Origin of the sequence: Motilibacter aurantiacus (assembly GCF_011250645.1) — a bacterium.
In the GTDB taxonomy this organism is placed as follows: domain Bacteria; phylum Actinomycetota; class Actinomycetes; order Motilibacterales; family Motilibacteraceae; genus Motilibacter_A; species Motilibacter_A aurantiacus.
The window spans coordinates 164,801-191,602 of record NZ_JAANNO010000005.1 but is presented as its reverse complement, the minus strand read 5'-3'; the positions used below and the strand labels follow the sequence as shown (position 1 = coordinate 191,602).

Here is a 26,802-nt window from a genome sequence, read left to right as displayed (position 1 = left end):
CGGGGGTTCAGGGCGGGGCCCGTGCTGCCGATGAAGGTCGCGGAGCCGATCCGGGCTCCCCAACGACCTCCCGGAGCATCCTGTGCATCTGCGTACCTCCGCCCCGCAGCGACGGTCGCGGCTGGTCGGCCTGGCCGTCCTCGGCCTCGCCCTGCTGGCGGGCCTGCTGCCCGCGGGCGGCGCGCGCGCTGTGGCGTCCGAGGTGTCGACGGCCGACGCCGTGGCCGCTGCGGCCGCGTGCACGCCGGCGAACAAGCCCGTCGTCAAGAAGCCTGTCGCGAAGAAGCCCGTCGTCAAGAAGCCGGCGGTCAAGAAGCCGGCCGCGAAGAAGAAGCCCGCCGCGAAGAAGAAGCCGGCCGCGAAGAAGAAGGCTGCCGCCAAGCGGCAGCCCGCCGCGAAGAAGAAGACCGCTTCGCAGAAGGAGGCTGCGGCGAAGAAGGCTGCGGCGAAGCTCGTTGCGTCCAATCTCGTGCGGACGCCGGCCAAGAAGGTCGTGGTGAAGAAGCCGGCGGTCGAGAAGCCGGCGGTGAAGAAGCCGGCGGTGAAAAAGCCGGCGGTGAAGAAGCCCGCGGTGAAGAAGCCCGCGCCCAAGAAGCCTGTCGTCACGAAGCCCGCGCCCAAGCTGCCGCTGCCCTGCCTGCCCGTGGTCAGCACGAAGCCGCAGCCGGGCCCCGTCGCCAAGCCGGTCGACGCCCCGCTGGTCCCCAGCGTGCAGCCGCTCGGGCGCACCCGACCGGACTTCTTCGGCCTGCACGTCACGGGTGGCGCGTCCGCCACCTCGTGGCCGGCCGCGATGGCCTCCTCCTTCGCCAGCATCCGGCTCTGGGACACCGGCACCACGTGGGCCGAGCTCGAGCCCGCCCCGGGCCAGTGGGCCTGGGCCACGCTCGACGCCGTCGTCGCGGCGGCCGAGGCGCGTGGGCTCAAGCCGCTGCTCGTCCTGGGGCAGACCCCGACGTGGGCGTCGTCCGACCCCGCTGCCCCGGGCGTGATCGCCGCCGGGTCGAGCATGCCGCCGGCCGACATGGGCCGCTGGAGCGCGTACGTGAGCGCCGTGGCCTCCCGCTACAAGGGCCGCATCGAGGCGTACGAGATCTGGAACGAGCCGAACTTCGTCGGTGACTACTTCCACGGCAGCGAGGAGCAGCTCGCGCAGCTCAGCTCGCTCGCCCACAAGGCGGTCAAGGCAGCCGACCCGCGGGCCCTGGTGCTGAGCCCGGGCTTCGCGACGCGGACCAAGGGCCAGATCGGCTGGATCTACCGCTACTTCGACGCGCCCGGTGCCCGTGACGTCGACGCCCTCTCGCTGCACCTCTACCCCTTCGCCGACCAGGACCCCGAGGACGCGGTCGGCCAGCTGGAGACGCTGGCGACGACGCTGCGCAACCGTGGCGTGAGCAAGCCGGTGTGGAACACCGAGGTCAACTACGGCGTGGTCGGTGGCATCAACGACGCCGTGGCGATCCCCGAGCCGCTCGGCAGCGCGTACGTCGCCCGCACCCTGCTGCTCGACCGGGCCGCCGGCGTGGACCGCGTCTTCTGGTACGCGTGGGGTGCCTCCCGCATCCTCGGCATCCACGTGGCCGAGACCGCGCAGGGCCCTTCCGCGCCGGCGCAGGCCTGGTCGCGGGTGTCCGGCTGGCTGAGCGACTCCCTGCTCGTCGGCTGCACCGAGGTCTCCGGGGTCCACGCCTGCTCGCTGCGCCCCAACAGCGGCGGCTGGGCGCAGGTGGTCTGGCGGCGGGACGGCTCCAGCGGGGTCACGGCCCCGGCCGGCACCTCCGCCGTGGTCGCTCTGGACGGCAGCGTCGTGGCCCGGGCCGCGGGCGACCGGATCGCGGTCGGGCCGACCCCGGTCCTGGTCGTCGGCGGCGGTGCCGACGCTACGCGGATGTCGGTCGCCTCGGCCCGCGGCTGACCCTGCCGCCTGCACAGGCCCGCTCCCTCCCGGGGGCGGGCCTTCGTGCTGTCGCCGGCAGGTCGCAGGGCCCGTCGCCCGGGCTCTCGCCGGTCCTCGCCGTTCCTACCCGGCCCTGCACGAGGTTCTGCGAGCATGGGCCGCTCTGCCCGGCCCCGTGCAGGTGTCCGCCCGCGAACGAGGGGGAGGAACATCCGGGCCGGCCCGGGGAACTTTCGCACGGCGTCGACGGACTACCCGGACATGGGGCGGCAGGTGAGCGGAGCAGAGGCGGCGCGCAGCCGTCGGCACGGAGCCGGTGGTGCTGCCCGCCGTCGAGGCCGCGCCACCGGTGTCGCACTGGCGGCCGGTGCCCCCGGCCGGTCGTCGCGGCGCGCCGCCGCCGCGCTGCTGCTCGCCCTCGTCACCGCCCTCGTCGGCCTCGTGGGGCTCGTCGCCGCGGCCGGGCCGGCTGCGGCCCACGCCCGGCTGGAGAGCACGGCCCCCGCCGCCGGCGAGGGCCTGCCAACCGCCCCCCCCGAGGTCGTCGCCGACTTCTCCGAGCCGGTCAGCCTGGCGCCGCGGGGGCTCACGGTCGTCGACGCGGAGGGACGCTCGGTCACAGCGGGCGACCCCCAGGTCGACCCGCAGGACGCCACCCGCATCACGGTGCCGTTGGCGGCCGACCTGCCGCCGGGGACCTACCTCGTGTCCTACCGCATCGTCTCGGCCGACTCCCACCCGATCACCGACGGCTGGTCGTTCAGCGTCGGCACGGTCCGGCCCGGTGGGCTCGTCGACCCCGGCGCCGACGACATGGGCACGCCCTACTCCGGGCCGGCGGCCGTGGTCCGCGGGGTGGCGTACCTCGGCCTCGTGGCCGGCCTGGGCGTGGCGGCGTTCGTCGTGCTCTGCTGGCCGGGCGGACGCTCGCGGACGACCGAGCGGGTCGTCACCGTCGGGCTCGGCACGGTGATCGTGGCGGCGGTCGCCCAACTGCTCGTGCAGGGGCTGGCCGTCTCCGGCCTGCCCGCTGGGCAGCTCCTCTCGGGGGACGTGCTGCGGGCGGGCGCCGAGGGGCCGGTGGGCCAGGCGATCGCGCTCCGCCTCGGCGCCGCCGCGGTGCTGGTCGCGGTCCTGCCCTGGGCGCTGCACTCGACCGAGCGACGGGTGAGCCGAGAGGTCGCCGCGGTGTGCGTGCTGGCGGCCGGGGCGCTGGCGGTCAGCTTCGGCATGGCCGGGCATCCCCGGGCCGAGCACCCGCTCGTGCTCGCCCTGGCCTCGGACGCGCTGCACCTGCTGGCCATGGCGGTGTGGCTGGGCGGCCTGGCCACGCTGGCCGTCGTCGCGCTCCGCCCGCCCCGCGTCGAGGGCGCCTCCCCGGTCGAGGCCGTCCGCCGCTTCTCCACGGTCGCCCTGGGCTGCGTCGCCGTGCTGGCCGTCACCGGCAGCTGGCAGGGGTGGCTGCAGGTCCGCAGCGTGGCGGCGCTGACCGACACGACCTACGGACGGCTGCTGCTGATCAAGGTGGCGCTCGTCGCCGGGATCGTCCTCGTCGCGGCGGGGTCGCGCGCGCTCGTCCGGCGCCGGATCCCTGCGCGCCCGCCGGTCGTGGCGCTCGCCGGGCCGGGCACGGTCGCCGACCCGCGCCCGGGCGTGCTGGCCCTGCGGCGTGCGGTGGGAGTCGAGCTCGCCGGGGCCCTCGTCGTCCTCGCGGTCACGGCGGCGCTCGTCGGCATGACCCCCGCCCGTGCCGCGTACGCCCCCGTCGCCGACGCCTCGGTCGACCTGGGCGGCGGCCGGGTCGCGCAGGTACGTCTCGACCCGGCTCGGCCGGGGCCGGCCCAGCTCGTCGTCACGGTCCTGGGGCCGGACGGCCGCCCCGAGCCCGCCGAGCACATGCATGCCGACCTGACGCTCGCCGCGAAGGGACTCGGCCCGCTCACCGTCCGGATGGACGGCACGGGCGAGGACAGCCGCTGGGCCAGCAGCGGGCTGCAGCTGCCGTCGGCCGGCGAGTGGGAGCTCGACTTCACCGTGGGCTTCGACGAGTACGACGAGATCACCGCCGAGGCCCGGCTGTCCGTCGAATGACCCCTCGACCCGACGCACCTCACCCCTTCGGAAAGGTCCCTCCCGTGCTCCGCTCGTACCGCCGCGCCGGCGCCCTCGCCGGTGTCGGCCTCGTCCTGCTCGTCGCCACCGCCGGCCCCGCCGCAGCCCACGTCACCGTCAACCCCTCCGAGGCGACCCAGGGGGGGTACGCGGCCCTCACCTTCCGGGTGCCAACGGAGAGCGACAGCGCCTCGACGACGAAGCTGGCCGTGCAGTTCCCGATCGACACCCCGTTCGCGTCGGTCAGCGTGAAGCCGCACCCGGGCTGGACCTACGAGGTGACGAAGGAGACGCTCGCGACCCCGATCGAGGCGCACGGCCAGCAGATCACCGAGGCGGTCTCCCAGATCACGTGGACCGCGACGGGCGACAACGGCATCAAGCCCGGCGAGTTCGACGAGTTCGACGTGAGCGCCGGCCCGATGCCCGACGCCGAGCAGGTCGTCTTCAAGGCCGTGCAGAGCTACAGCGACGGCGAGGACGTCGCGTGGGTCCAGCAGGCGGCGCCGGGGTCGACCGACGAGCCGGACCTGCCGGCCCCGGTCCTCACGCTCAAGCCGGCCGCCGCGCAGGGGGCTGACGGGGACACCGCCGCCGCCGACCCGGGCAGTGCTCCGGCCGCGGCCGCCCCGGCGGACGCCGCCACCGACTCCGACGTCGCCCGGGCGACCTGGATCGGCGTGGCCGGCCTGGTCGTGGGGCTCGCCGCCGGCGTGCTCGGCGCCCTCGCGCTGCGCCGGAGGGCGTGAGCCCCGACCGTCCCGCCCGCGCACCCCTCGCCCCACCCGAGCCAGACCGAAGCCGGAGTACCCCTGTGCCTGCCCGCACCGTCCGACCCGCCCGCCGCGCCTTCGCCGGGGCCGTTGCGCTGGCCCTCGCCCTGACCGCTCTGGCCGGCTGCGGCTCCGCGGGGGACACCAGCGCCGCCGAGCCCGCCGCCGACCAGCCCGCCGCGGCCGTCACCGCCGAGCCGTCGAAGGTCGTCACCGTCAGCGTGCAGGACGGCAAGGTCGTGCCGGAGCCGACGACGGTCACCGTGAAGACGGGGGACGTCGTGCGGATCGACGCCACGAGCGACCAGGAGGACACCGTGCACGTCCACGGGATCGACGCCGAGCTGTCGCTCGACCCCGACGTCCCGGGCCAGCTGACGTTCGTGGCCAAGCCGTCGGGGTCGTACGAGGTGGAGACGCACGAGAGCGGCCTCCTCCTCTTCAGGCTCGACGTCACCGACTGATCTCCCACCCACAGTTCCTGTTGCTGACTTCGTGGAAGGACCATTGATGTTCCGTCGTTCCGTTGTGGCGGCCGCCGCCACGTCGCTCGCCGCCGGCGCGCTGGCGCTCGTCAACGCGGCGCCCGCGTCCGCGCACTTCTCCGCGCAGCTCTACGGCGCGAGCCCCGTCGCCGGCAAGTCCGTCACCGTCTGGCTGCGTGCCGGCCACGGCTGCTCGGGCGCGGCCACCACGGCGGTGACCGTGAAGATCCCCGCCAACGTCCCCTCGGCCCGGCCCCAGAACAAGCCCGGGTGGGCGCTCGACATCGCCAAGGACGCCAGCGGCAAGGTCACGATGGTCACCTGGTCCGGCGGCAACGTGCCGGACGCTGCCTTCGAGGACTTCGGCCTGTCCGTCCGGCTCCCGGAGAAGGTCGGCGAGACCGTCGCCTTCGACACGGTCCAGAGGTGCGGCGCCACCGAGGTGGCCTGGGTCGGCGCCGACCAGGAGGCCGAGCACCCGGCCCCCACCCTGGTGACGGTCGCCTCCCCGGTGCGCGCCACGGCCGACTTCAGCGTCGTGAAGAACGCCAAGGGCAACGTGCGCGTCGACGCGGATGCCTCCGCGGTGCACGCGGGCAAGCTCGCCACCCTGCGGGTGCAGGAGTCGCAGGCGGTCGTGGCCCGGGTCCGGCTCGATAAGGCCGGCGACGTCGGCTGGACGGCGACCGGCGCCACCGCCGCCAAGGTGAAGCGCAACGACGTCGTCGAGCTCGTGGTGGGCGGCCAGGTCCTCGCCACCGACAAGGCATGAGCACTGCGCTCCGCAGCCGTACGCCGGCCGGCCTCCTGCGCCGCGGGATGCTGGCCGGCACGGCCGTCCTGACCGCCACCGCGACGGCACTGCTGCCGGTCTCGCCCGCGTGGGCGCACGCCGAGCTGAAGGCCACCACTCCGGCGGCCGACAGCACCGTGGCCAAGGCGCCGGCCTCGGTCCACGTCACCTTCAGCGAGAAGGTCAGCGGCGCCAGCACCGGGCTGCGGGTCCTCGACGTCAAGGGCGCGGTGCGGTCGCGGCCGGCGACCTACTCCGGCTCGTCGGTCTCGGCCGCCACACCGGGCCTGCCCAAGGGCCGCTACGCCCTCGTCTGGTCCGTCGTCAGCGGCGACGGCCATCGGGTGACCAGCGCCCGCGCCTTCTCGGTGGGGCTGCCGACCCCGGCGGCCCCGGCGAAGACGCTGAGCATGACCGACGGCAGCGGCAAGAAGCGGACGGCCCGACTAAGCGGGGACCGGGTGGGCGTGCGCAGCCTCGCTCTTCCGGTGCGCGCGATCGACGGCACGGTCAGCCTCAGCCACCCGAAGCTGCCGACCGCCCTGGTGTGGAAGGCTGCGGGCAGGAGCGCGCGCGGCATGCTGCCCTTCCCCGGCACCTACTCGGTGACCGTCCGCGTGCGGGTCTCGCAGTTCCACGAGGTCGTCCTCGTCGGCTCGCTGACCGCGCGCTCCTGACCGGCTGCGCGCCGGCGGGCGGCCCCTTCCCCCGCCCGCCGGCGCGGCGCGCTCCACGCGCCCGCCGGGTCAGCCGCGCGCCAGCTGCTCGAGCCGGCGCACCGTGTTCCAGCTGCGGGTGGTGGCCGTCGCCGACAGCCCCCTCGGCAAGCCGCTGCCGAGCGCCGTCCGCACGCTGCTGCCGGTGCAGCGCAGGTAGACCTCCCGTCCGCGCACGCGGAACTCGTCGGGGAGGTACCGCGCCGGGTCGAGCCGGGCGGCCCATCCGGCGTCCGCCGGCCGGTCGAGGAACGCGACCTCCGCCGCGACACGCCCGGGGGGCCGCGCTCCGGTGGGCGGAACGCCCCGATCTGGGGAAAGGTGGGAGCTTGCGGGGCGGCGGCCCCGGTCCTTCTGCTCTGGGGGCGATGCTCGTGGGCGACCGACGACGGACCGAGTCCCGGCTGCGAGGCCGGGTCGTACGCGCCTGCACCGCCGCTGCGGCGGTCACCGCGCTCGCGACCGGCGGCGTGCTGGCCCTGGCGTGGGGGGACGAGAGCGGCCCCGTCCTGACGGCGGCCACGCCGACGGCCGCCACCCCGACGCCCACCTCCAGCGGCCCGCCGAGGGCCGCGGGGCCGCGCCCGCTGCTGCCGAACATGCGCAGCCTGCCGGCCGAGGACGTCTACATCGCCGGCTCCGGCGCCCAGCGGCTGCTCCGCTTCAGCGCCGCGCTCGCCAACGTGGGGGACGGGCCGATGGAGGTGAAGCCGGGGGGCCGCGGCGCCTGCAGCGCGGGCCAGATCTCGGCGCGGCAGGTGATCTACCAGGACGTCGACCGCAACGGCCGCTTCAACCGGGCCGCGGACCGCAACAGCGTCCGGGCCGGCGGCGGCTGCATGCTCGACCATCCGACGCACAACCACTGGCACCTCGACGCGATGGCGAAGTACGCGCTGCTGGACCCGGAGACGGGGCGGGCCGTCGTGTCCGCGGACAAGGTGAGCTTCTGCCTGCGGGACAACCGGCGGGTGCCCGGCGCGACCGGCCGGGTCGAGGCACGTCACTACGGCACCTGCGGCCGTGCCCGTGTCCAGGGCGTGGCTGTGGGATGGGCCGACGTCTACGGCCACTACCTGCCGGGGCAGGCGCTGCGGCTGCCCCGGTCGCTGCCGGACGGCGGCTACTGCCTGCTGCTCGAGGCCGACCCCGACGGACTGCTCCTGGAGACCGACGAGAAGGACAACGCGGCCGTCCTGCCCGTCCGCATCGTCGAGGGCACCCGGGTCGGCAAGGGCTCGGCCGCCCTCTGCCGCGGAGTGCTGTCCAGCCTGCGGACACCGTGACGGGAGGAGCTTGACCGGTCCGGGGGCGGCGCTCAGGGTCGACCGGCAAGGGTGGGCGGGGGCACCCCGACCGCCGCACGGCCCGCAGCGAGGAACGACCTTGTCCCTGACCTTCCACTGGTTCCTTCCCACGTACGGCGACAGCCGGCACATCGTCGGCGGTGGGCACGGCCTGCCGCCCGGCACCGCCGGCGGGGTCCGGCCCGCCACCCGGGCGTACCTCGGACAGATCGCGCGCAGCGCCGAGCAGCTCGGCTTCGAGGGCGCGCTGACCCCCACCGGCGGCTGGTGCGACGACGCCTGGCTGTCGACGGCGATGCTCGTCGAGGGCACCGAGCGGCTGAAGTTCCTCGTCGCCTTCCGCCCCGGCCTGACCTCGCCCACCCTGGCCGCGCAGATGGCCGCCACGTTTCAGAGCTCCTCCGAGGGACGGCTGCTGCTCAACGTCGTGGTCGGGGGAGAGGCGCACGAGCAGCGGGCCTACGGCGACTTCCTCGCCAAGGACGAGCGGTACGCCCGGGCCGACGAGTTCCTGCAGATCGTCCGCGCGCTGTGGCGCGGGAAGACGGTCGACTTCGACGGGGTGCACCAGCGGGTCCAAGGGGCGCGCATCCCGCACGTCCCCAGCCCGGTGCCCCCGCTCTACTTCGGCGGGTCCTCGGCGGCCGCGGGCCCGGTGGCGGTGGCCCACTCCGACGTCTACCTCACCTGGGGCGAGCCGCCGGCACAGGTCGCCCAGAAGCTCGACTGGATCCGGGCGCTGGGCGCGGCCGCCGGGCGTACCCCCCGCTTCGGCATCCGGCTGCACGTCATCACCCGCGACACCTCCGAGGCGGCGTGGGCGGAGGCGCAGCGGCTGCTCGACGGGCTGGGCCCCGCGACGATCGCCGGGGTGCAGGCCGGCCTCGCCCGCAGCGAGTCCGAGGGCCAGAAGCGGATGCTCGCGCTGCACGGCGGGACGAAGGACTCGCTCCAGGTCTACCCCAACCTCTGGGCCGGCGTGGGGCTCGTACGCGGCGGCGCGGGCACGGCGCTCGTCGGCAGCCACACCGAGGTGGCCGACCGCATCGCCGAGTACGCCGCGCTGGGCATCGACGAGTTCGTGCTCTCCGGGGTCCCGCACCTGGAGGAGGCCTACTGGTTCGGCGAGGGCGTGCTGCCGATCCTCGCCCGGCGCGGGCTGTGGACGTCACCGCTGCAGGCGGCCACGGTGCGCTCGACCGGCATCCCCTTCGCGGGGGCCGCTCCGGTGCCCGCCGGGCCGTGAGCTGGAAACCGGCACCTTGCTGCATGAACGCTGCTTCCGCTGTCGGCGACCGGGCGAGCCGGAGCCGTCGTCTCGGAATGCGGACAGGCCGTTTTGACGCCGCCCGAGCCGGAACCTAGGGTTCCCTCCATGACGACCACCGCCGGCACCCCGCGCCACCTGCGCCGCGCTGCCCCCATGGCGTGTTGTCGTCGTCCCGACGCGTCCTGCTGACCGCGTCCTCGGCGGGCTGACCGGCCCGCAGCCGTCGGCACCACTCCGCCGGGCCGCCCGCCACGGGCGGCCGGCCCGGCCGTCGTTCGCGCTTCCCTGTCGAGGAGTTCTCGTCCCATGCCCGCACGAGGAACGGCGGCAATGCCCGCGCTCACCGCCGTCGTGGTCGCGGGACGGCTGCCGGTCGAAGCGGCCTCGGATTGCCCGGCGCCGGAGCCGCGCCTCCTGGCCCCGCGGCTGGAGGGGTAGCGCCAGGAGAGGACGGGGGAACCGGGGGGAATGGCCCGGGGGCCGGTGGGCGTTGCCCACCGGGCCCCGGGCTGCAGGGGGCCCGCCGTAGGCGTGGTACGACGGGACGATGGCGAGGAAACAGTGATCACGGTCCAGGACCTGCGCAAGGCCTACCGGCTGGGAAGCCGGGAGATCCTCGCGCTGCGGGGCGTCAGCCTGCACATACCGCGCGGGGAGATCCATGGCGTGGTCGGCCCCAGCGGCGCCGGCAAGAGCACGCTCGTGCGCTGCCTGACCGTGGTGGAGCGGCCCACCTCCGGCTCGGTGACCGTGGACGGCAAGGAGCTGACCGCACTGGGGGAGCGCGAGCTGCGCACCGCCCGGCGCAGCATCGGCATGGTCTTCCAGAACGTGAACCTGCTGGACAACCGCACGGCCGCGCAGAACGTGGCGCACCCGCTCGAGCTCGCCCGGGTGCCGCGCGAGCGCCGCAAGGAGCGGGTGGCCGAGCTGCTCGAGCTCGTGGGCCTGGGGGACCGCGGGGCGGCGTACCCCTCCCAGCTGTCCGGGGGGCAGCGCCAGCGGATCGGCATCGCCCGCGCGCTGGCGGCGGAGCCGTCCGTCCTGCTCTGCGACGAGCCGACGTCCGCGCTCGACGCCCGCACGACCCACTCGATCCTGCAGCTCATCCGGGACGTCCGCGACCGCCTGGGAGTGACCGTCATCCTGATCACTCACGAGCCGGCCGTGGTCAAGGAGGCGTGCGACAGCGTCTCCCGGCTGCATGACGGGCGCATCGTCCAGCAGGGGCCGGTCGCGGAGGCGCTCACGGCGCCCGAGTCCGAGCTGGCCCACGACCTGCTCCCGCTCGTCACCGCCGCGTCCGACGCGCGGGCCGAGGACGTCGTCGACATCACCTTCTCCGGCGACGCGAAGGGCACGGAGCTGCTCAGCCAGCTGGCCCGCCGCTTCGACGTGGACGCCCGCATCGTCGCCGCCACGGTGGAGACCCACCGGGGCCGGCAGTACGGGCGGATGCGGTTGGGCTTCGGCCCCGGCGCGCCGATGCCCCAGATCCTGGAGTTCCTCGCCGGCAACGGCGTCGCCGCGGAGGTCGTGCGATGAGCATGTTCGACGTCTTCGACTCGCCGGTCATCCAGGAGCGGCTGCCGGAGGCCACGCTGGAGACCTTCCAGATGGTCGGCTGGAGCACCGTCCTCACCGCGATCCTCGGGCTGCCGCTCGGCCTCGTGCTGCACGTCACCGCCCGCGGCGGCCTCGCGCCCAACGCCGTCGTCAACCGGGTGCTGGGCCTGATCGTCAACATCGGCCGGTCACTGCCGTTCCTCATCCTGCTGATCGCGATCATCCCGTTCACCAAGCTGATCGTCGGCACCAACATCGGCCCGAAGGCGGTGATCGTCCCGCTCACCGTCGGGGCCGTGCCGTTCTTCGCGCGCCTGGTGGAGACCTCGGTGCGCGAGGTGAGCCCCGGCAAGGTCGAGGCGGCCCGCGTCATGGGCTCGAGCCGCCTGCAGATCGTCAGCAAGGTGCTCGTGCCCGAGGCGCTGCCGAGCATCGTCTCCGGCCTCACTGTCACCACCGTGGCCCTGATCTCGTACTCCGCGATGGCCGGCTCCGTCGGAGGAGGCGGGCTCGGCTTCCTCGCCGTGAGCTACGGCTACAACCGCTACATGACCGACGTCATGGTCGTGACCGTGATCGTCCTCATCCTGATCGTCCAGGTCGTGCAGCTCGTCGGCGACTTCCTCGTCCGACGACTCGACCACCGCTGAGAACCGATTCCTGAAGGAGAACCACAGATGCGCAAGACCCTGACGACGTTGGCGGCGGCACTGTCGGCGATGGCGCTGCTCGCCGCGTGCGGCGGGGACGACTCGGAGGACGCCGCGCCTGCCGCGCAGCAGACGCCCGCAGCGGCCAGCCCGGTCACGCTCAAGATCGGTGCAAGCCCCGTCCCGCACGCAGACATCCTGCGCTTCGTGCAGGACAACCTGGCCAAGGACGCCGGCCTGAACCTCGACATCGTCGAGTACACCGACTACATCCAGCCCAACGTCGCGCTCTCCGAGGGCGACCTGGACGGCAACTACTTCCAGCACCTGCCCTACCTCGAGTCGCAGGAGGAGTCGCAGGGCTACGACTTCGACCACTACGAGGGCGTGCACATCGAGCCGTACGCCGCGTACTCGAAGAAGATCCAGGACGTCGCCGAGCTGCCGCAGCAGGGGAAGGTCGGCATCACGAACGACCCCTCGAACCAGGCACGCGCCCTCGACCTGCTGGTGAAGGCCGGCGTCATCACGCTCAAGGACACCGGGGACAAGGACCCGACGATCTTCGACATCGACTCCAACACCAAGGACCTGGAGTTCGTGGAGACCGACCCCGAGCAGCTGCCGAGGACGCTGGACGACTTCGACCTGGCCATCATCAACGGCAACTACGCGCTCGAGGCGGGGCTCAACCCGGCCGAGGACTCGCTGCTCATCGAGAGCGGCGAGGGCAACCCCTACTCGAACTTCCTCGCCGTCCGCACGGAGGACAAGTCCAACCCGGCGCTGCTGAAGCTCGACGAGCTGCTGCACTCGCCGCAGGTCAAGGAGTTCATCGAGACCAAGTGGCCGGCGGGTGAGGTGCTCCCCGCTTTCTGACCTGTCGCCGCGGCGCGCCGACCGAAGGACTGTCATGGCTCTTCCGGACTTCTTCCTCGTCGGCGCGCCCAAGGCCGGCACGACGGCGCTGCATGCCGCGCTGGTGGCGCACCCCGGGCTGCACCTGTCCCGGGTCAAGGAGCCGAAGTACTTCCTCTGCGACGACCGGCCGCCTGCCCGGTCGGGGCAGCGCGGCCCCGGGGACGCGCACAGCGCCCGTGAATGGGTGTGGAGGCGCGACGCCTACGAAGCGCTCTTCGCCGATGCCCCGCCGGGGGCGCTGCGCGGGGAGAGCACCCCGTTCTACCTGTACGACCGTGGCGCGCAGGAGCGCCTGCGCGGCACGGTGCCCCACGCCAAGCTGATCGCGGTCGTCCGCGACCCCGTCGACCGGGCGTACTCGAACTGGATGCACCTCTGGTCCGACGGGCTGGAGCCGGTCGACGACTTCGTCGAGGCGTGCCGCTGCGAGGACGCCCGCGTCGCCGCGGGATGGGCGCCGTTCTGGCACTACAGCCGGCTCGGGCGCTACGGGGAGCAGCTGCGGCACCTCTACTCGCTCTTTCCCCGCGAGCAGGTGCTCGTGCTGCGCTACCGCCAGCTCGTCGACGAGCCGCAGCAGACCCTCGACACGGTCTGCTCCTTCCTGGGCGTGCCGCGCGGGCACGCGGTCGACGCCCCGCCGGAGAACGTCCGCCCGTACGTCCCGGCGACCCGGCGCACCGCCGTGCTCGCCACGGCGATCCGGGCCGGGGCGGCGGTCGGCGCGTACCTCCCGCCGCGCGCATGGCGCGTGGCGGCCGTCCCGCTGCTCAAGGCCCTGCACGCCAGCGGGACCGCGCGCCCACGGCTCACGGTCGAGCAGCGGCGCGAGGTGCTCGCCCCGCTGGTCGAGGACATCAAGGAGCTCGAGGAGCTCACCGGGCAGTCGTACGCCGACTGGCTCGGCGACGAGGGGCGCGGGGAGTTCCGCGCCCGCCAGCGGCCTGCGGCCCCCTGACCCCGAGCCCGGCGGCTCACCGCACGGTCGAGAAGGCGTACACGGTGGTCGTGCGGTACACCTGCCCGGGCCGCAGCACCGTCGAGGGGAAGCCCGGCTGGTTCGGCGAGTCCGGGAAGTGCTGGGTCTCCAGCGCGAAGCCGTCGGACTGCCGGTACGCCCGGCCGCTGGTCCCGCGCAGGGTGCCGTCGAGGAAGTTGCCGGTGTAGAGCTGCACCCCCGGCTCGGTCGTCCAGACCGTCAGCCGGCGGCCCGAGCGGGGGTCGGTCGCCTCGGCCGCGCGCACGAGCCGCGACCCGCCGCCCCCGGTCACCTCGAAGCTGTGGTCGTACCCGCGCCCGTTGTCCAGCTGTTGGTGCCGGTTGCGGATGCGGGCGCCGATGGCCGTGGGGGTCGCGAAGTCGAACGGGGTGCCGTGGACCGGGGCCAGTCTGCCGGTCGGGATCGACACCGCGTCGATCGGGACGTAGCGCTTCGCGTGGACCCGGAGCAGGGTGTCGTAGACGTCGCCGGCCCCCTCCCCGGCGAGGTTGAAGTAGGCGTGGTTGGTCAGGTTGACCACGGTGGGGGCATCGGTCGTGGCGCGGAAGGCGATGCGGAGCGCGTCGTCCTCGGTCAGCGAGTAGGTCACGAGCGTGCTCAGCGTCCCCGGGAAGCCGGCTTCGCCGGCCGGGTCGACGTAGCTCAGGCGGACCCCCATCGACGTCGGGGTCGTGAAGGGGACAGCGGACCAGACGCGCCGGGCGAAGCCGACGGGGCCTCCGTGCAGGGTGTTGGGCGGGTTGTTGATCGGCAGCAGGTACGCCGCCCCGTCGAGGGTGAACGCGCCGTTGGCGATGCGGTTGGCGTAGCGCCCGATGATCGCGCCGAAGTTGGGGGCGTTGACGAGGTAGGGCTCGACCGATGCGAAGCCGAGGGTCACGTTGCGCAGCCGGCCGCGCCGGTCTGGCACCTCCAGCGTCTGCAGGACGCCGCCGAGGGTCAGGATGCGGGCGGTCGTCCCGGCGGCGTTGCGCAGGGTGTAGCGGGTGACCTGGTCGCCGGTCCCGGTCGACCCCCACGGCTCGCCCGTCACGCCGCGGGCCGCCGCTACTGCCGCCGTTGCTCTCGGCGCGGCGGCCAGCCCGGCGGTGCCGGCGAGTGCGGCCGCCCCGCCGAGCAGGGCCTGACGGCGGGTCAGGGAAGGGCTCTGCTGCATGTCTCCTCCACGCTGAGGACGGACACGCGGCCCGGAGGGGCACGCAGGACAGGTCTACGGCCTCGGCCCGCCGAACGGCAAGGGGCCCCGGCGCCGAAGCGCCGAGGCCCCTGGACGACGTGCGAGCCGGCCGGGTGGCGGAGGCGGTGTCAGAGGACGCCGTTCTCCTTGTCCTCGGAGGTCTGCAGCCAGCCCAGGACGACGTTGGCGACCGTGAGCAGCTGCGCCTTGGCGGCGTCGTCGCCCTTGACCTGGTTGTTCACCTTGGCGACGAACTGGCCGAGGTAGCCGATCGCCGACTCCTCGTGGCCCCCCTCGTAGCGCTTGATCGCGTTGCCGACGCGGCCCTGCAGGTCGTCGCCGACGGTGGTCTTGACCCGGCCCGCGGTGACGTAGCGGCCGACGAGGGCGTACAGCTCGTCGAGCCACGTCAGCGTGCGGACGTAGTACATGCCGTCGTACGAGCGGGCGGCCGCACCGAGCGAGCCGCCGGGGACGTTCGCGGCGGTGGCGGTGTCCTGCTCGTAGACGCCCGTCGCCGCCGCCTTGGCGCCGACCTTGGCGAAGAAGGCGCGGAACGGCACGATGCCGGTGCCGAACTCGACCGGGGTGAGGTCACCGGGGATCGTGTTGGCCGTGAGCGCGGTGGGCACCGCGTCCTTGGTGTGGAACAGCTTGTAGCGGTTCGGGTTCGCCACGACGTAGTCGGCCGGGTCGAAGCCGCCGAGGTAGCTCGCCTGGTGCTGACCGGGGGTGGCCGCCGTCGGGCCGGGGAAGGTGCGCGCGCCCTTGAAGGCCCACGCGATGTCCATCTCCAGGAACGCGCCGGTGCTGTCGTCCAGGCCCGCGCTCCACACGTCGTACCGGCGGACCGCGCTGTTGTCCGTGGCGAAGCCGAACTCGTTCTGGTGGTTGTGCTGGTAGATGCCCTTGAGGCCGAACTTGTCCCGCGCGACGACCGCGGCCTTGTTGAGCGAGTCGACACCACGCTGCAGGTCCGCGATGGTGCGCGCGGTCCCGTAGATGCCGAGCGTGTTCGTCGAGCTCGGGGTGCTGCTCGCGCCCCAGAAGTCGTTCGCGGTGCCGACGTAGGGCATGCCCAGCTCGACGGCGGCCTGGAACGACGCGTCCCGCTGGGCGGGGTCGACGAGCGCGGCCGCGCCGATGTGCGAGCCGATCGCCTTGAGGCCGTTGTCGTCGAGCGCCTTCTTGATCTCGGCGATGGTGATCTGCCGGCCGAGGATGCTCGTGGACTGGGTGTAGCCCGCGAACTCGACCTCCTTGTAGCCGATGCGCGCCAGCTCCTCGAACACGACCGCGAAGCCGAGCGACGTGATCTTGTCCCGCACGGTGTAGAGCTGCAGGCCGAGGTTCTCGAGCGGGGTGTCGGGCGCCGCGACGTCGAGGGCCGCGCTCGCGGGGCTGATCCCGAGCAGCGGCGAGGCCGCGACGCCGACGGCGGACGCGCCGGCCAGGCCGAGGAACCCTCGGCGGTTGAGCTTGCTCATGAAGACTCTCCTCTGACACACGAAGGTGGCGTTGGGCCGCGAAGTGGCCCGGGGAGGCCGGCCCGGCGGATGACCGCCGGGCCGGCCGTCGTGCTGTCGGGGCGCTCGCTCAGCCTTCGAGCGAGGCGATGAGCGCCCGGGCGTCGCGGACGAGGACGTCGTGCGCCGCCTTCTGCTTGACCTGGCTGTCGGCCCTGGCGATGAACTGGTTCAGGTAGCTCACCGCCGAGGAGGCCTGGCCGCGCTCGACGCGGGTCTCCGCTCCCTCGAGCCGGTCACGGAGGCCGGCGGCCGCGCTCGCGGAGATGGTCTTCGCCGCCGCGTAGCGCGAGATGAGCGCGTCGATGCTGTCGAAGGAGACCGTCGTCGTGAAGGTGACCGTCTGCGTCTGCGTGTTGCCGGCGACGTCCTTCACCGTGGCCACGAGCGTGTGGCTGCCCGGTGCCAGGGTCGAGAGGTCGATCGGCTGGCCGGCGCCGTAGCTCTTGCCGTTCACCGTGATCGCGGAGGCCGACAGGAAGCCGGACGCGGAGTCGGTGCCGCCCACGGTGAGGTAGGCCGAGTCGGCGATGGCCCCGTCGGTCACGCCCGCCAGGCTGATCGCCGGTGCAGTGCGGTCGATGCGGACGGTGGCGTTGCCGGTCGCGACGTTGCCGCCGTTGTCGGTGACCCGCCAGCAGACGACCGTCGTGCCCTCGAGGCTCACCGTGACGTTGCCGTTGGTGGGCAGGTTGGCCCACGTGGCGCCGTCGGCGCTGCACTGGCTCGCCGCCGAGGCCGTGCGGTACTGCCGGGTGGAGACGGTGCCGTTGTCCGTCGCGGCGATGTTCACCGTGACGTTGCCCGAGGTGTACCAGCCGTTGGCGCCCTGCGGCGCCGCGGGCGTGCTCGTCGCCGTCACCGCCGGGGCGGTCACGTCGGCGATGCCGTTGCCGAGGAACTGGACCTGGTCGAAGACCACGCCACCGGTGGAGGTGACGACGAGCTCGCCCGTGCCGGTCGGCAGCGCCGAGCCGGTGAGGGCCAGGTTGACCGTCTGCCAGTCCGTGCCGTCGAACGCGGCGGTCGCGAACGGCGCGGCGTCGGGGGAGTTCCAGCGCAAGGAGAGCGTGCCGGTGCCGGAGGCCTTCACCTGCGCGCCGGTGATGTTCGTGAAGTTGATCGGGTCCCAGGCGAGCCAGTCACCCGCGTCGAACGACGTGACCTTGTTGAGGCCGCCCGCGTTCTCGTCGAAGGTGACCTCGACGCCGGACTGCGAGTCGAACCACTCGGCCTGCTGCAGCTTGGAGTTGATCTCGATGCCGAGGTCGCTCGTCGCCGCCGGGACGCCCGCCGCGCCGGCGTCGGTGTACTGCGCGACGATGACGCCGAAGATGTTCTCCGTCACGCCGTGCTGCGGCGCGTCCACCGGGGTCGCCCAGGCGCCCGAGCAACCGGTCGCCGTGGTCAGCGGGTGGGCGTGCGTGTTGTGGCCGAGGCCGAAGGTCATCGCGACCCGCGAGCAGACCGTCGCGGTGCCCTCCTCGGGGTCACTGGTCGTGACGGCCCACGGGACCGCCTGGCCCCAGTCGAAGAACCCGCCGTTCGGCGTGGACAGCGCAAGGCTCGGAGCCTGGTTCCCGACCGAGATCTGGCGCGACACGAGGCCGGTCTTGCCGGAGGCGTCGGTCACGCGAAGGCGGGCGGTGTACGCGCCGACCTGCGTGTAGGTGTACGACGCGGTCACCCCGGTGGCGTCGAAGACGCCGTCGTTGGTGAAGTCCCACTCGTACGTCAGGGCCGTGCGCTCGGGGTCGACCGAGGCGGCGGCGTTGAAGCTGACCGTCAGCGGGGCCGAGCTGCTCGAGCTCGGCTGCGTCGTGAAGGAGGCCTGCGGCGACTTGTCCCCGGGGGCGAAGTCCACGCGGTAGAGGCCGGCCTGCGGGTTGGCGCGGAAGTAGCTGGTGCCGTAGTCGAGGACGTAGAGCGAGCCGTCGGGGCCGAACTCCATGTCCATCGTGCCGTCCCACGCGGGAGCGGCGGTCGAGGTCACCTTGCCGTTGGGCATGAAGTCCTCGAGCCCGGTGAGCTTGTAGTCGGCGTAGTCGACCGACAGCGCCGCCGCGTAGTCCTGCTGGAACTCGGAGAAGAAGACCTTGCCGTCCCAGTAGGAGGGGAGCTTGGTCGTCGCCGGGTTCGTGGCGTCGTAGTGGTAGACCGGGCCACCCATGGGCGACTGGGCGGTGCCGGTGCCGAAGTTGACGAAGCCGTCGAACTCAGCGGGCTGGTCTCCCACGCGGTCGCCGTACCACGCGGTGGCGGGCGTCGACGGCGGCAGCTGCTGCAGGCCGGTGTTCCATGGGGAGTTGTTCACCGCTCCGGCGCCGCAGTCGAAGTCCACGCCGGAGGTGTTGGTCGCGTAGTTGTACTCGTTGTAGTTGAAGTTGTTGCCGGTGCAGTAGGGCCAGCCGGAGTGCAGCGGGCGGTTGACACCGGTGATGTTCCACTCGACGAAGCCCATCGGGCCGCGGCCGGCGATCGGCGCGCCGGCGTCGGGGCCGTAGTCGCCCCAGTTCACCGTGCCCGTCACCGGGTCGACGTCCATGCGGAACGGGTTGCGCACGCCCTTGACGAAGATTTCCGGGCGTGTCCTGGCGGTGCCGACGGGCCAGAGGTTGCCCTCCGGGATCGTGTAGCTGCCGTCCTCGGCGACCTTGATGCGCAGGATCGAGCCGCGCAGGTCGTTGGAGTTGCCCGCGCCGCGACGGTCGTCGTTGCCCGGGTTGCCGTTCGGCACGGCGACGTTGGGGGCCATGCCGTTCGCCCCCGGCGCGCTGGCTGCGGTGTTGTCGCCGACCGAGAGGAACAGGTTGCCGGCCGCGTCCCAGCCGACGTCACCGGCGTTGTGGCAGCACTGTCCGCGGTTCCACTCGACCTTGATGATGACCTGCTCGCTCGTGAGGTCGAGCGCGCCGGTGGCATCGTCCCACTTGAAGCGCGAGAGCTGGTTGTAGCCCAGCCACTGCTGCCAGTACGACTCCGTCTGCCCGGCCGGAAGCGTGTTGGGGGCGCTGCCGGTCGGCGTCGTCGCCGGGTAGGGCTGCCCGTTCTGCGCCGTGCCGCTCATCACGCGGGGGGCGTAGTAGAGGTAGACCCACTTGTTCGTCGCGAAGCCCGGGTCGATCGAGACCGTCTGAAGGCCGTCCTCGGAGTTGTTGTAGACGTCGAGGTGGTTGACGATCTTCGTGACGCCCGTGGTCGAGTCGGTCAGCCGGAGGTCACCGTTGCGCGCCGTGTGCAGGACCCGCTTGTCGGGCAGGACGGCGAGGTCGATCGGCTCGCCTACGTCCTTGCTGAGCGTGATCTTCTCGTAGTTGTTCCAGTTCAACGGGTCTGGGTCCGCGGCGGACGCCACGGGTGCCACCGCTGCCGCGAGCGCGGTCGCCGGGACGGCGAGCGCCAGGGGCACGGAGAGCAGACGAAGCCGACTTCGCTTCATTGCGTGGGAACTCCTCGCTGCTGCTGGGAACTAGGGCCACCGCCCGACGTCGTCGTGCGAGGGCAGGAGCGCGGCCTGACACCTGCGTCCTTCACCTGCGGTTGTGCACAGGGGCGAGTGGGACCGTGTGAGGGAGAAGGCGAGATCGCTGCTCGGGCCCGTCGCGGGGGAAGGTCGGGCGACAATCGCGGCCGGCTGTTGCTTTGCCGCGCCAGCGCAACATAGTTTCAGGGCTAAGCCGCCGTCAAGGAGAAACTTCTGCCGGCGCATGGTGTTATGCCTTTGTGACCAGCAGAAGTTGAGAAGGCTCAAACTGAGGTTTGCCGACCGGCTGCAGGAGCCGCCGCAGGGCGTCACCGGGCGCGGCCGTCCGCCGCGGCGACGCACAGAAGCCCTTGCTCGCAGGGGTTGTGATGCCCAGCGAGCGAGGTCACCCGTCGGCCGCAGGCGTCCGCGCAGGAGCCTGGGACCCTGGCGATTCGGTCCCCGAGAAGCGCGACGGCCGGAAAGCCAGGACTTCCGCCGGGCGTAGAAATGCGCGGCGCGGTGCCCCGGTGCCTGAAGTGCAGGCGGGGTGCGAAAGGGGTGGTCAGGAAATTGCTGGCGGGGGGGCCGGCTGAAACTCGCTCAGGGCGGGCTCGCGGATGCCGCGGCGCCCACGGCTGCCGGGCGCGCTCCGCGCCGAGCGGCGGCGGCCAGGCGCAGGCTGGTGCGGACGCGCTCCACGCGTCGTGAGACGTCCCGCCGGGTGAGCAGGCAGACGGGCGTCTCCAGGACGGTCCCCCGGTGCAGGACGGGCGCCCAGGATCTTGTGACAGGGCCGTCCGCCACGAGCGCGGCGATGTCGGCGGGGAGCACGGCGGTGCCCATGCCGGCCTCCGCGAGCACGACGAGGGCGTACGGGTCCGGACTGGCCGTGTCGACGGCCAGCGCGCCGATCCCCTCCACCCGTGCCGCCGCCTGCAGCATCGACGTGGCCCATGCGCTGCGCACGGTGAGGACGCGGCCGCTCCTCAGCTCCTCGAGGGGCACCGACTGCCGGCGGGCCTCGACGAGGGCGAGCAGTTGGGAGCGGTAGAGCTCGTCCACGCGGACGGGTGTCTCCTGCCCTGCCGCTTGGGGCATCGGGGTCACGAGCAGGTCGATGGTGCCGCTCAACAGCTGCCCGGTCAGCTGCCCGCTCGACTGCCCGCTCGACTGCGCGGTCAGCGGCCCGTCGGAGGTGTCCGGGCCCGCGTCGGCCTCGGTCAGCACCCGCAGCTCCACCTCCTCCAGCCCGCCGGACTCCCGCAATGCGTCGACGACCCAGCGCGCCTGACCGGCGGCGAAGGCGACGACCGGGCGCAGTCGTTCGGGACTGGACAGCTCTGTGGCGTGGGCGAGCATCATCCGGGCCACCGCCGCGACGCGCTCCCCGTGGCCGGTGGGCACCAGGCCGGCGGCAGACTTCGCGAGCAGCGGGCGTGACCCGACACTGCTCTCGAGCTCGTGCAGGTTGTTGCGGACCGACATCTCGGTGACGTGCAAAGAGCGGGCGGCAGCCGGGATCGCCCCGGTGTCGACGACCGCCAGGAAGACCCGCAGGCGGGTCAGGGTCAGCCGGGGGCTCGGGCCCGCCGGGGCTGGTGCCTCGGCAGCGACGGGCGCTGTCCCGCGACGGGACGGCTGGGTCACTTCGGCCTCCTTGCCGACAACGCCGGGACGGGCGTCCCTGCGCCTGGGGAGCGCTCTGTCGCCGTCCCGGGGGGGGACAGCCCGGCGCGATGCCGATGGCGGCGGTCGGGCTGTGGGCGCATCGGCCCGTACGGCGGCTGTTGAGTGCCTGAGGCCTTCATCTGGAGGCCAGGACGGAACGTACGTCCGGGGGAGGGGGTGGTCAAGTGTCTCTTGGCAACCTCTTAAGTTCGGTCGGCGAACCGGTTGCCGGACCCGTGCGCCCAGGGCGAACGGGGCTGGCGAGTGGGGATGTAAGCAAGTAATCCTCAGCGCATGACGTACCGAGAGGTCGAGGAGCAGCTGCGCGGATGGTTCGCCGGGCGGCTGCCGCAGGACTGGTTCGAGGGCGCGGCCCGGGTCACGGTCGACCGGGAAGAGGCTCTCGTGGTCGGCGTGATCGCGGCGCCGGCCCTCGGGGAGGCCGCGTCGGCGGCCGAGCGCGCGGCGGCGTCCGCCGGGCGCGCCAAGCGGTTCCGGGAGGAGACGCGCGAGCGGCGCATGGAGATCGCCCGCGAGGCCGAGCACCGGTTCGGGCGCAAGGTGGCGTGGGGCGTCGAGTGCGGCGAGGAGGCGTACGTCTTCACCAACCTCTCGGTGCCGGTGATGACCCGGCTGCGCCAGCCCGAGCGCCGCGTCCTGGACACGCTCGTGGACGCCGGGGTCGCGCGCTCCCGGGCCGACGCCCTCGCCTGGTGCGTCCGGTTGGTCGGCAAGCACACCGACGACTGGCTGGCCGAGCTGCGCGCCGCCATGGAGGAGGTCGAGCGGGTCCGGGCGCGCGGACCTGAGGGCGGGGCCACCGGGGGCACCGGGGGCACCGCGTGACGGGGGCCGGCGGTGCGGGCCGGAGGCTCAGAAGCGGCTGAGCGCCAGCGGGCCGCTCGCCGGCAGCCCGGATGCGGCCCAGGCGCGGAACCCGCCGATCACGTCGGTCGCGCGGGTCACCCCGAGGTCGTGCAGGCTGGCGGCCGCCAGGCTCGAGGTGTAGCCCTCGGAGCAGAGCACGATCACGCGCAGCCCGTGGTCGGCGATCGGGAGCCGGGCCGAGCTCGCGGGGTCGAAGCGCCACTCCAGGACGTTCCGCTCGACCAGCAGGGCCCCGGGCACCTCGCCCTCGGCCGCGCGCTGGGCGGCGGGACGGATGTCGACGAGCACGGCCCCGGCGCGCAGCTCCTGCGCGGCCTCGTACGGATGCAGTCGCTCGAGCCGGGCCCTGGCCTCCGCCAGCACGTCGTCGATGGTGCGGGTCGTCGTGCTCACCAGTCCGACCCGGCCTTCTCGCGGGAGCGGGCGACGAGCGCGCCCTCCTCCCAGCCGTACCGCGTCATGGCGCGCAGCGCCGGCGCGTAGACGTGCAGGCTCACGGCCGGGACCGCGCCGACGTTGCGCACGTCGTGGATGTGACGCGGGCCGAACCGGCGGACCGACCCGGTGCCGAGCCGCTGCGTGGGCGCGGTCGCCGAGCCCAGGGCGTACGACGACTCCGCGAGCTCGCCCCGGAGCACGAGGAACGCGCCGGCGCTGCCGCCGTGGTCGTGGGGGCCGGTCCCCTGGCCGGGCAGCCAGCTGAGCAGCCAGGCCTCGTAGGTCGCGGTGGCGGCCACGCGGGCGTACCAGCGCTGGTCGGGGTCGAAACGGACGCTACGGCGCCAGCCGACGTCGTCGCTGACGGCAAGGGCCAGCAGGCCGAGGTCCAGGCGTGGGGCGGTGCGGGTGGGGGGCAGGGACACGGGGACGTCCTCCGGTGGGATGGCGGGTGTGGGCGTGCCGCGCCCGCCGGTGCCCCGGAGGGCGTCAGCGGTTGCGGCCGGCGGGGGTCGCTCCGCCCGGACACGCCTCGTCGAAGGAATCGCCCCGGCGTCCCGGCCAGAAGTCCTCGAGCGCCCAGGCGGCAGCTCTCTCGCCCGCGCCTGCGGGGCCCGGCGCGGGGAGGCCGTGGAGGGCCGGGGGTGTGAGCATGCGGCCCTCCTCGGGTCTCGTGGTCGGGGGCGGGCTGGTGGGCGGCTCGCCGTCGGCTACAGCTTGACACATGTCCTACCGGGATTAAAGGATTTGCTGCATGCAGCGCCGGCTCCTCCTCGTCGCCCGGCGGCACGTCGACCTGTGCCGCCTGGCCAGCTCCGTCTGTCGCCGGGGCTGCTGAGCCCGGCGGCGGGAGCCGCGCCCTCCGGCGCCCCTTCTCGTCGGGGTGCGCCCGGCAGCCCCTGTCCCGGCCCTCCTCGGACTGCCCGTCAGGCCAAGCGAGAAGGCCCGGCCCCCGTGTATGACAGACGTTCATTTCGCACATCTGCATTTCCCTGATCCGTCTATCGGCTCTCTTCAGAAGGTGGCGACCGATGAGTGTTGTCCCGCTGCGCCCCGTGCGGGCTCGTGAGGGCGTGGCGCCCGACCGACTCCGCTCCGCCCTTCGTCGCCACGCGGCCTCGGTCGTCGTCGTCACCGTGATGGACGGCGAGAGCCCGGCCGGTCTCACGGTCTCGTCGTTCACCGCGGTCTCCCTGCAGCCCCCGCTCGTGTCCTTCTGCATCGCGAACAGCTCCTCCAGCTTCGGGGCGGTGGAGGCGGCCGACACGTTCGCCGTGAGCCTGCTCGGGTCCGCCCAGGCCGACATCGCCACCCGGTTCGCGACACGCGGGGTGGACCGGTTCGCGCAGACCCCCTGGGAGCTCGACGAGCACGGCCATCCGGTCATCAGCGGCGCCCTCGCCTGGCTGACGTGCGCGACGGAGACGCAGATCCCGCTGGGCGACCACCTGCTCGTGCTCGGGCGCGTCCTCGACGTGCGCCCCGGGCGCACCGGCCGCCCGCTGGTGCACCACGAGGGCCGGTTCGCGGCGCCGACCCCGATCGCGCCGCACCGCGCCGGGCGTCCCGCACCGGGGCCGGCCGGCAGGGGCTAGCCTGCGAGGGGCGGCTCTGGTCGGGCCGGCCCGGGGGCCGGCGCTGACGCCGGAGCCCTCGCCGGCGCTGGGCAAGGAGAGTCCGTGGCACTGCGTGAGCTGGTGTACGGCCTCTACGCCCGGCGCCTGTCCGCGCGGCTGGACCGACCGCGGGTTCCGCGCCACGTCGGGATCATCCTCGACGGCAACCGGCGCTGGGCGCGCGCGGTCGGCGAGCACCCGAGCGAGGGGCACCGGCGGGGCGGGGAGAAGGTGTCCGAGGTCCTCGGGTGGTGCGAGGAGTCCGGCGTCGGGGTCGTGACCCTGTGGCTGCTGTCCACCGACAACCTCGCGCGGCCGCACGAGGAGCTCGAGCCGCTGCTGCGCATCATCGAGGACGTCGTGGACGACCTCGCGGCCCGCGGGCGCTGGCGGGTCCACCCGGTGGGCGCCCTCGACATCCTGCCGCCGGAGACGGCGGCCGTCCTCAAGCGCGCCGGTGACGCCACGTCGGGCGTGGCCGGCATGCTGGTGAACGTCGCGGTCGGCTACGGCGGGAGGCGCGAGATCGCGGACGCGGTGCGCTCGCTGCTCCAGGAGCACGCCGAGCGGGGGACCTCCATCGAGGAGCTGGCCGAGGTGCTCGACGTGGAGCACATCGCCGAGCACCTCTACACGAAGGGTCAGCCGGACCCGGACCTCGTCATCCGCACCTCCGGCGAGCAGCGGCTGTCCGGCTTCCTGCTCTGGCAGAGCGCGCACTCGGAGTTCTGGTTCTGCGACGCGCACTGGCCCGACTTCCGCAAGGTCGACTTCCTGCGCGCGATGCGGGACTACGCCGCGCGGGAGCGCCGGTTCGGGAGCTAGCGCGGGAGCGCCGGTTCGGCAGCTAGCGCGGGAGCACCGGTTCGGCAGCTGGCGCGGGAGCGCCGGTTCGGGAGCCGACGCGTCTGCGGCTTTCCTCCGGTTCTGGCAGGGTGCGCCCCGCCGGGCAACGCAATCGTCATCGTCCGTTCAGGTCATGCCATGCGTGTCGTCCTGCCCCGCACGCCCGGCGAACGTAGCGTTCGGAGCGACGCCGGGCGTCCGCCCGTCGTCACGGGAGGCCCGGTCTCGTGCTGGTTGTCAGTCGAGGAAGTGGGCCGGCACCCGGCCCGCGGGCCAGGTCCCGGTCGCTCGCCGTACGGCGCTGACGTTGGCGCGGGCGGCGGTGCACGCCCGCTCCGGGGGTATCTCGTGACCGCTCCGTCCCGCTCGCCGCAGCCGTCCGCTGCGGGCCCCATCACGTACGTCCTCGACACCAGCGTCCTGCTGTCCGACCCGCGCGCGATGCTGCGCTACCCGGACGCGGACGTGGTCCTCCCGCTGGTCGTCATCACCGAGCTGGAGGCCAAGCGCGCCCATCCCGAGCTCGGCTGGTTCGCCCGCGAGGCGCTCCGCCTGCTCGACGACCTGCGTGTCGAGCACGGCCGGCTCGACGAGCCGCTCGACGTGCCCGGGGGCGGCACCCTGCGCGTGGAGCTCAACCACGTGGACGACTCGGCCCTGCCGGCCGGCTTCCGGCAGGGCGACAGCGACACCCGCATCCTGAGCGTTGCACGCAACCTGGCGGTCGAGGGGCACGGCGTGGTGCTGGTGTCCAAGGACCTGCCGCTGCGGGTGAAGGCCGCGGCGGTGGGGCTGAGCGCGCAGGAGTACGACACCGGCGCCGCCGTCGACGCCGGGTGGACCGGCATGGCCGAGCTCGAGGTCGCGGCCTCCGTGCTCGACGGCCTCTACGAGGGCGAGCGCGTCGAGATCGACGAGGCGCGCGAGCTGCCGTGCCACACGGGCCTGCGGCTGCTCTCCGAGCGGGGCAGCGCGCTCGGGCGGGTGACGCCGGACAAGTCGGTACGCCTCGTGCGCGGCGACCGTGAGGCGTTCGGGGTCCACGGGCGCAGCGCCGAGCAGCGCGTGGCGCTGGACCTGCTGCTCGACCCCGAGGTCGGCATCGTCTCCCTCGGCGGCCGGGCCGGGACCGGCAAGTCCGCCCTGGCGCTCTGCGCCGGGCTGGAGGCGGTGATGGAGCGGCGCCAGCACCGCAAGGTCGTCGTCTTCCGCCCGCTGTACGCGGTGGGCGGGCAGGACCTCGGCTACCTGCCGGGGTCGGAGTCGGAGAAGATGAGCCCCTGGGGGCAGGCGGTCTTCGACACGCTCGGCGCCCTCGTGTCACCGGCCGTCGTGGAAGAGGTCCTCGACCGCGGCATGCTCGAGGTGCTCCCGCTCACGCACATTCGCGGGCGCTCGCTGCACGACGCGTACGTCATCGTGGACGAGGCCCAGTCGCTGGAGCGCAACGTGCTGCTCACGGTGCTGTCCCGCATCGGGCAGAACTCCCGGGTCGTGCTCACCCATGACGTGGCCCAGCGCGACAACCTGCGGGTCGGCCGGCACGACGGGGTCGCGTCGGTGATCGAGGCGCTCAAGGGGCACCCGCTCTTCGCCCACGTGACGCTCACCCGTTCCGAGCGCTCGCAGATCGCCGCGCTCGTGACCGACATGCTGGGGGACCTGCAGGTCTGAGGCCGGCGCG

Annotated in this window: 23 protein-coding genes and 1 pseudogene; 17 read left to right on the top strand and 7 right to left on the bottom strand. The window is 73.6% G+C overall.

Going from position 1 to position 26,802, the window contains the following annotated elements:
• The first annotated feature begins 82 nt into the window (after positions 1 to 82).
• The 6 genes from G9H72_RS11160 to G9H72_RS11135 all read left to right on the top strand — a co-directional run bounded on the left by G9H72_RS11160 (position 83) and on the right by G9H72_RS11135 (position 6,740).
• On the top strand, positions 83 to 1,918 hold the full coding sequence (locus G9H72_RS11160; RefSeq protein ID WP_166170958.1) for a cellulase family glycosylhydrolase: 1,836 nt from the start codon (positions 83 to 85) through the stop codon (positions 1,916 to 1,918).
• A gap of 255 nt (positions 1,919 to 2,173) precedes the next feature.
• Positions 2,174 to 3,991, top strand: coding sequence for a copper resistance CopC/CopD family protein (locus G9H72_RS11155; protein WP_166170956.1), 1,818 nt, complete (start codon positions 2,174 to 2,176; stop codon positions 3,989 to 3,991).
• A gap of 44 nt (positions 3,992 to 4,035) precedes the next feature.
• Complete coding sequence (locus tag G9H72_RS11150; protein ID WP_331272199.1) at positions 4,036 to 4,761, top strand: YcnI family copper-binding membrane protein; 726 nt, start codon at positions 4,036 to 4,038, stop codon at positions 4,759 to 4,761.
• Positions 4,762 to 4,826: 65 nt separating this feature from the next.
• Positions 4,827 to 5,249 carry a cupredoxin domain-containing protein gene (locus G9H72_RS11145; RefSeq protein WP_166170952.1) on the top strand — a complete coding sequence of 141 codons (423 nt, stop codon included), beginning with the start codon at positions 4,827 to 4,829 and terminating at the stop codon, positions 5,247 to 5,249.
• A 46-nt stretch (positions 5,250 to 5,295) separates the two neighbouring features.
• Positions 5,296 to 6,042 (top strand): YcnI family protein, encoded by a 747-nt coding sequence (locus G9H72_RS11140; protein ID WP_166170950.1) that lies wholly within the window; start codon positions 5,296 to 5,298, stop codon positions 6,040 to 6,042.
• Positions 6,039 to 6,740, top strand: a complete 702-nt coding sequence (locus tag G9H72_RS11135; RefSeq protein ID WP_166170948.1) for a copper resistance CopC family protein — start codon at positions 6,039 to 6,041, stop codon at positions 6,738 to 6,740. Before G9H72_RS11140 ends, G9H72_RS11135 begins: the two co-directional genes overlap by 4 nt.
• A gap of 69 nt (positions 6,741 to 6,809) precedes the next feature.
• Here the strand turns inward: G9H72_RS11135 and G9H72_RS11130 are convergent, their stop codons facing one another.
• On the bottom strand, positions 6,810 to 6,956 hold the full coding sequence (locus tag G9H72_RS11130; protein ID WP_166170946.1) for a hypothetical protein: 147 nt from the start codon (positions 6,954 to 6,956) through the stop codon (positions 6,810 to 6,812).
• Positions 6,957 to 7,153: 197 nt separating this feature from the next.
• Between G9H72_RS11130 and G9H72_RS22965 the strand changes: the two genes are divergently transcribed.
• From G9H72_RS22965 to G9H72_RS11100, 6 genes are all read left to right on the top strand, one after another.
• A complete protein-coding gene (locus tag G9H72_RS22965) occupies positions 7,154 to 8,065 on the top strand; it encodes a lysyl oxidase family protein (protein WP_166170944.1) in 912 nt (303 codons plus the stop codon).
• A gap of 100 nt (positions 8,066 to 8,165) precedes the next feature.
• Positions 8,166 to 9,332: an LLM class flavin-dependent oxidoreductase gene (locus G9H72_RS11120; RefSeq protein WP_166170942.1), complete on the top strand. Its 1,167-nt coding sequence runs from the start codon at positions 8,166 to 8,168 to the stop codon at positions 9,330 to 9,332.
• A gap of 585 nt (positions 9,333 to 9,917) precedes the next feature.
• Positions 9,918 to 10,901: a methionine ABC transporter ATP-binding protein gene (locus G9H72_RS11115; RefSeq protein WP_166170940.1), complete on the top strand. Its 984-nt coding sequence runs from the start codon at positions 9,918 to 9,920 to the stop codon at positions 10,899 to 10,901.
• Positions 10,898 to 11,572 (top strand): methionine ABC transporter permease, encoded by a 675-nt coding sequence (locus G9H72_RS11110; RefSeq protein ID WP_166170938.1) that lies wholly within the window; start codon positions 10,898 to 10,900, stop codon positions 11,570 to 11,572. The genes G9H72_RS11115 and G9H72_RS11110 overlap by 4 nt, the downstream gene beginning before the upstream one ends.
• Before the next feature lie 27 nt (positions 11,573 to 11,599).
• Positions 11,600 to 12,451, top strand: a complete 852-nt coding sequence (locus G9H72_RS11105) for a MetQ/NlpA family ABC transporter substrate-binding protein (RefSeq protein ID WP_166170936.1) — start codon at positions 11,600 to 11,602, stop codon at positions 12,449 to 12,451.
• Between the two features lie 34 nt (positions 12,452 to 12,485).
• On the top strand, positions 12,486 to 13,451 hold the full coding sequence (locus G9H72_RS11100; protein ID WP_166170934.1) for a sulfotransferase family protein: 966 nt from the start codon (positions 12,486 to 12,488) through the stop codon (positions 13,449 to 13,451).
• Between the two features lie 16 nt (positions 13,452 to 13,467).
• Here G9H72_RS11100 and G9H72_RS11095 read toward each other — a convergent pair whose 3' ends face one another.
• The 4 genes from G9H72_RS11095 to G9H72_RS11080 form a co-directional block, all read right to left on the bottom strand.
• Positions 13,468 to 14,649, bottom strand: coding sequence for an aldose epimerase family protein (locus G9H72_RS11095; RefSeq protein WP_166170932.1), 1,182 nt, complete (start codon positions 14,647 to 14,649; stop codon positions 13,468 to 13,470).
• A 149-nt stretch (positions 14,650 to 14,798) separates the two neighbouring features.
• Positions 14,799 to 16,157 carry a sugar phosphate isomerase/epimerase family protein gene (locus tag G9H72_RS11090; RefSeq protein ID WP_166170930.1) on the bottom strand — a complete coding sequence of 453 codons (1,359 nt, stop codon included), beginning with the start codon at positions 16,155 to 16,157 and terminating at the stop codon, positions 14,799 to 14,801.
• Between the two features lie 109 nt (positions 16,158 to 16,266).
• On the bottom strand, positions 16,267 to 19,605 hold the full coding sequence (locus G9H72_RS11085) for a PQQ-dependent sugar dehydrogenase (protein WP_331272197.1): 3,339 nt from the start codon (positions 19,603 to 19,605) through the stop codon (positions 16,267 to 16,269).
• Between the two features lie 657 nt (positions 19,606 to 20,262).
• Positions 20,263 to 21,309 carry a LysR family transcriptional regulator gene (locus G9H72_RS11080; RefSeq protein WP_166170926.1) on the bottom strand — a complete coding sequence of 349 codons (1,047 nt, stop codon included), beginning with the start codon at positions 21,307 to 21,309 and terminating at the stop codon, positions 20,263 to 20,265.
• Between the two features lie 315 nt (positions 21,310 to 21,624).
• On the opposite strand from G9H72_RS11080, the gene G9H72_RS11075 reads away from it, so the two are divergent.
• Positions 21,625 to 22,176, top strand: a complete 552-nt coding sequence (locus tag G9H72_RS11075; protein ID WP_166170924.1) for a hypothetical protein — start codon at positions 21,625 to 21,627, stop codon at positions 22,174 to 22,176.
• A gap of 27 nt (positions 22,177 to 22,203) precedes the next feature.
• Here the strand turns inward: G9H72_RS11075 and G9H72_RS11070 are convergent, their stop codons facing one another.
• Positions 22,204 to 22,611, bottom strand: coding sequence for a rhodanese-like domain-containing protein (locus G9H72_RS11070; RefSeq protein WP_166170922.1), 408 nt, complete (start codon positions 22,609 to 22,611; stop codon positions 22,204 to 22,206).
• Positions 22,608 to 23,081: a cysteine dioxygenase gene (locus G9H72_RS11065; RefSeq protein ID WP_331272196.1), complete on the bottom strand. Its 474-nt coding sequence runs from the start codon at positions 23,079 to 23,081 to the stop codon at positions 22,608 to 22,610. The genes G9H72_RS11070 and G9H72_RS11065 overlap by 4 nt, the downstream gene beginning before the upstream one ends.
• A gap of 341 nt (positions 23,082 to 23,422) precedes the next feature.
• Between G9H72_RS11065 and G9H72_RS23415 the strand changes: the two are divergent.
• The 4 genes and pseudogenes from G9H72_RS23415 to G9H72_RS11050 all read left to right on the top strand — a co-directional run.
• Positions 23,423 to 23,494 (top strand): annotated as a pseudogene (locus G9H72_RS23415) (putative leader peptide); the annotation flags it as partial.
• 193 nt (positions 23,495 to 23,687) lie between these two features.
• Positions 23,688 to 24,251: a flavin reductase family protein gene (locus G9H72_RS11060; protein WP_166170920.1), complete on the top strand. Its 564-nt coding sequence runs from the start codon at positions 23,688 to 23,690 to the stop codon at positions 24,249 to 24,251.
• An 84-nt stretch (positions 24,252 to 24,335) separates the two neighbouring features.
• Positions 24,336 to 25,097 (top strand): isoprenyl transferase, encoded by a 762-nt coding sequence (locus tag G9H72_RS11055; RefSeq protein WP_166170918.1) that lies wholly within the window; start codon positions 24,336 to 24,338, stop codon positions 25,095 to 25,097.
• Positions 25,098 to 25,466: 369 nt separating this feature from the next.
• Complete coding sequence (locus tag G9H72_RS11050; RefSeq protein ID WP_331272195.1) at positions 25,467 to 26,792, top strand: PhoH family protein; 1,326 nt, start codon at positions 25,467 to 25,469, stop codon at positions 26,790 to 26,792.
• The last annotated feature ends 10 nt before the right edge of the window (positions 26,793 to 26,802 follow it).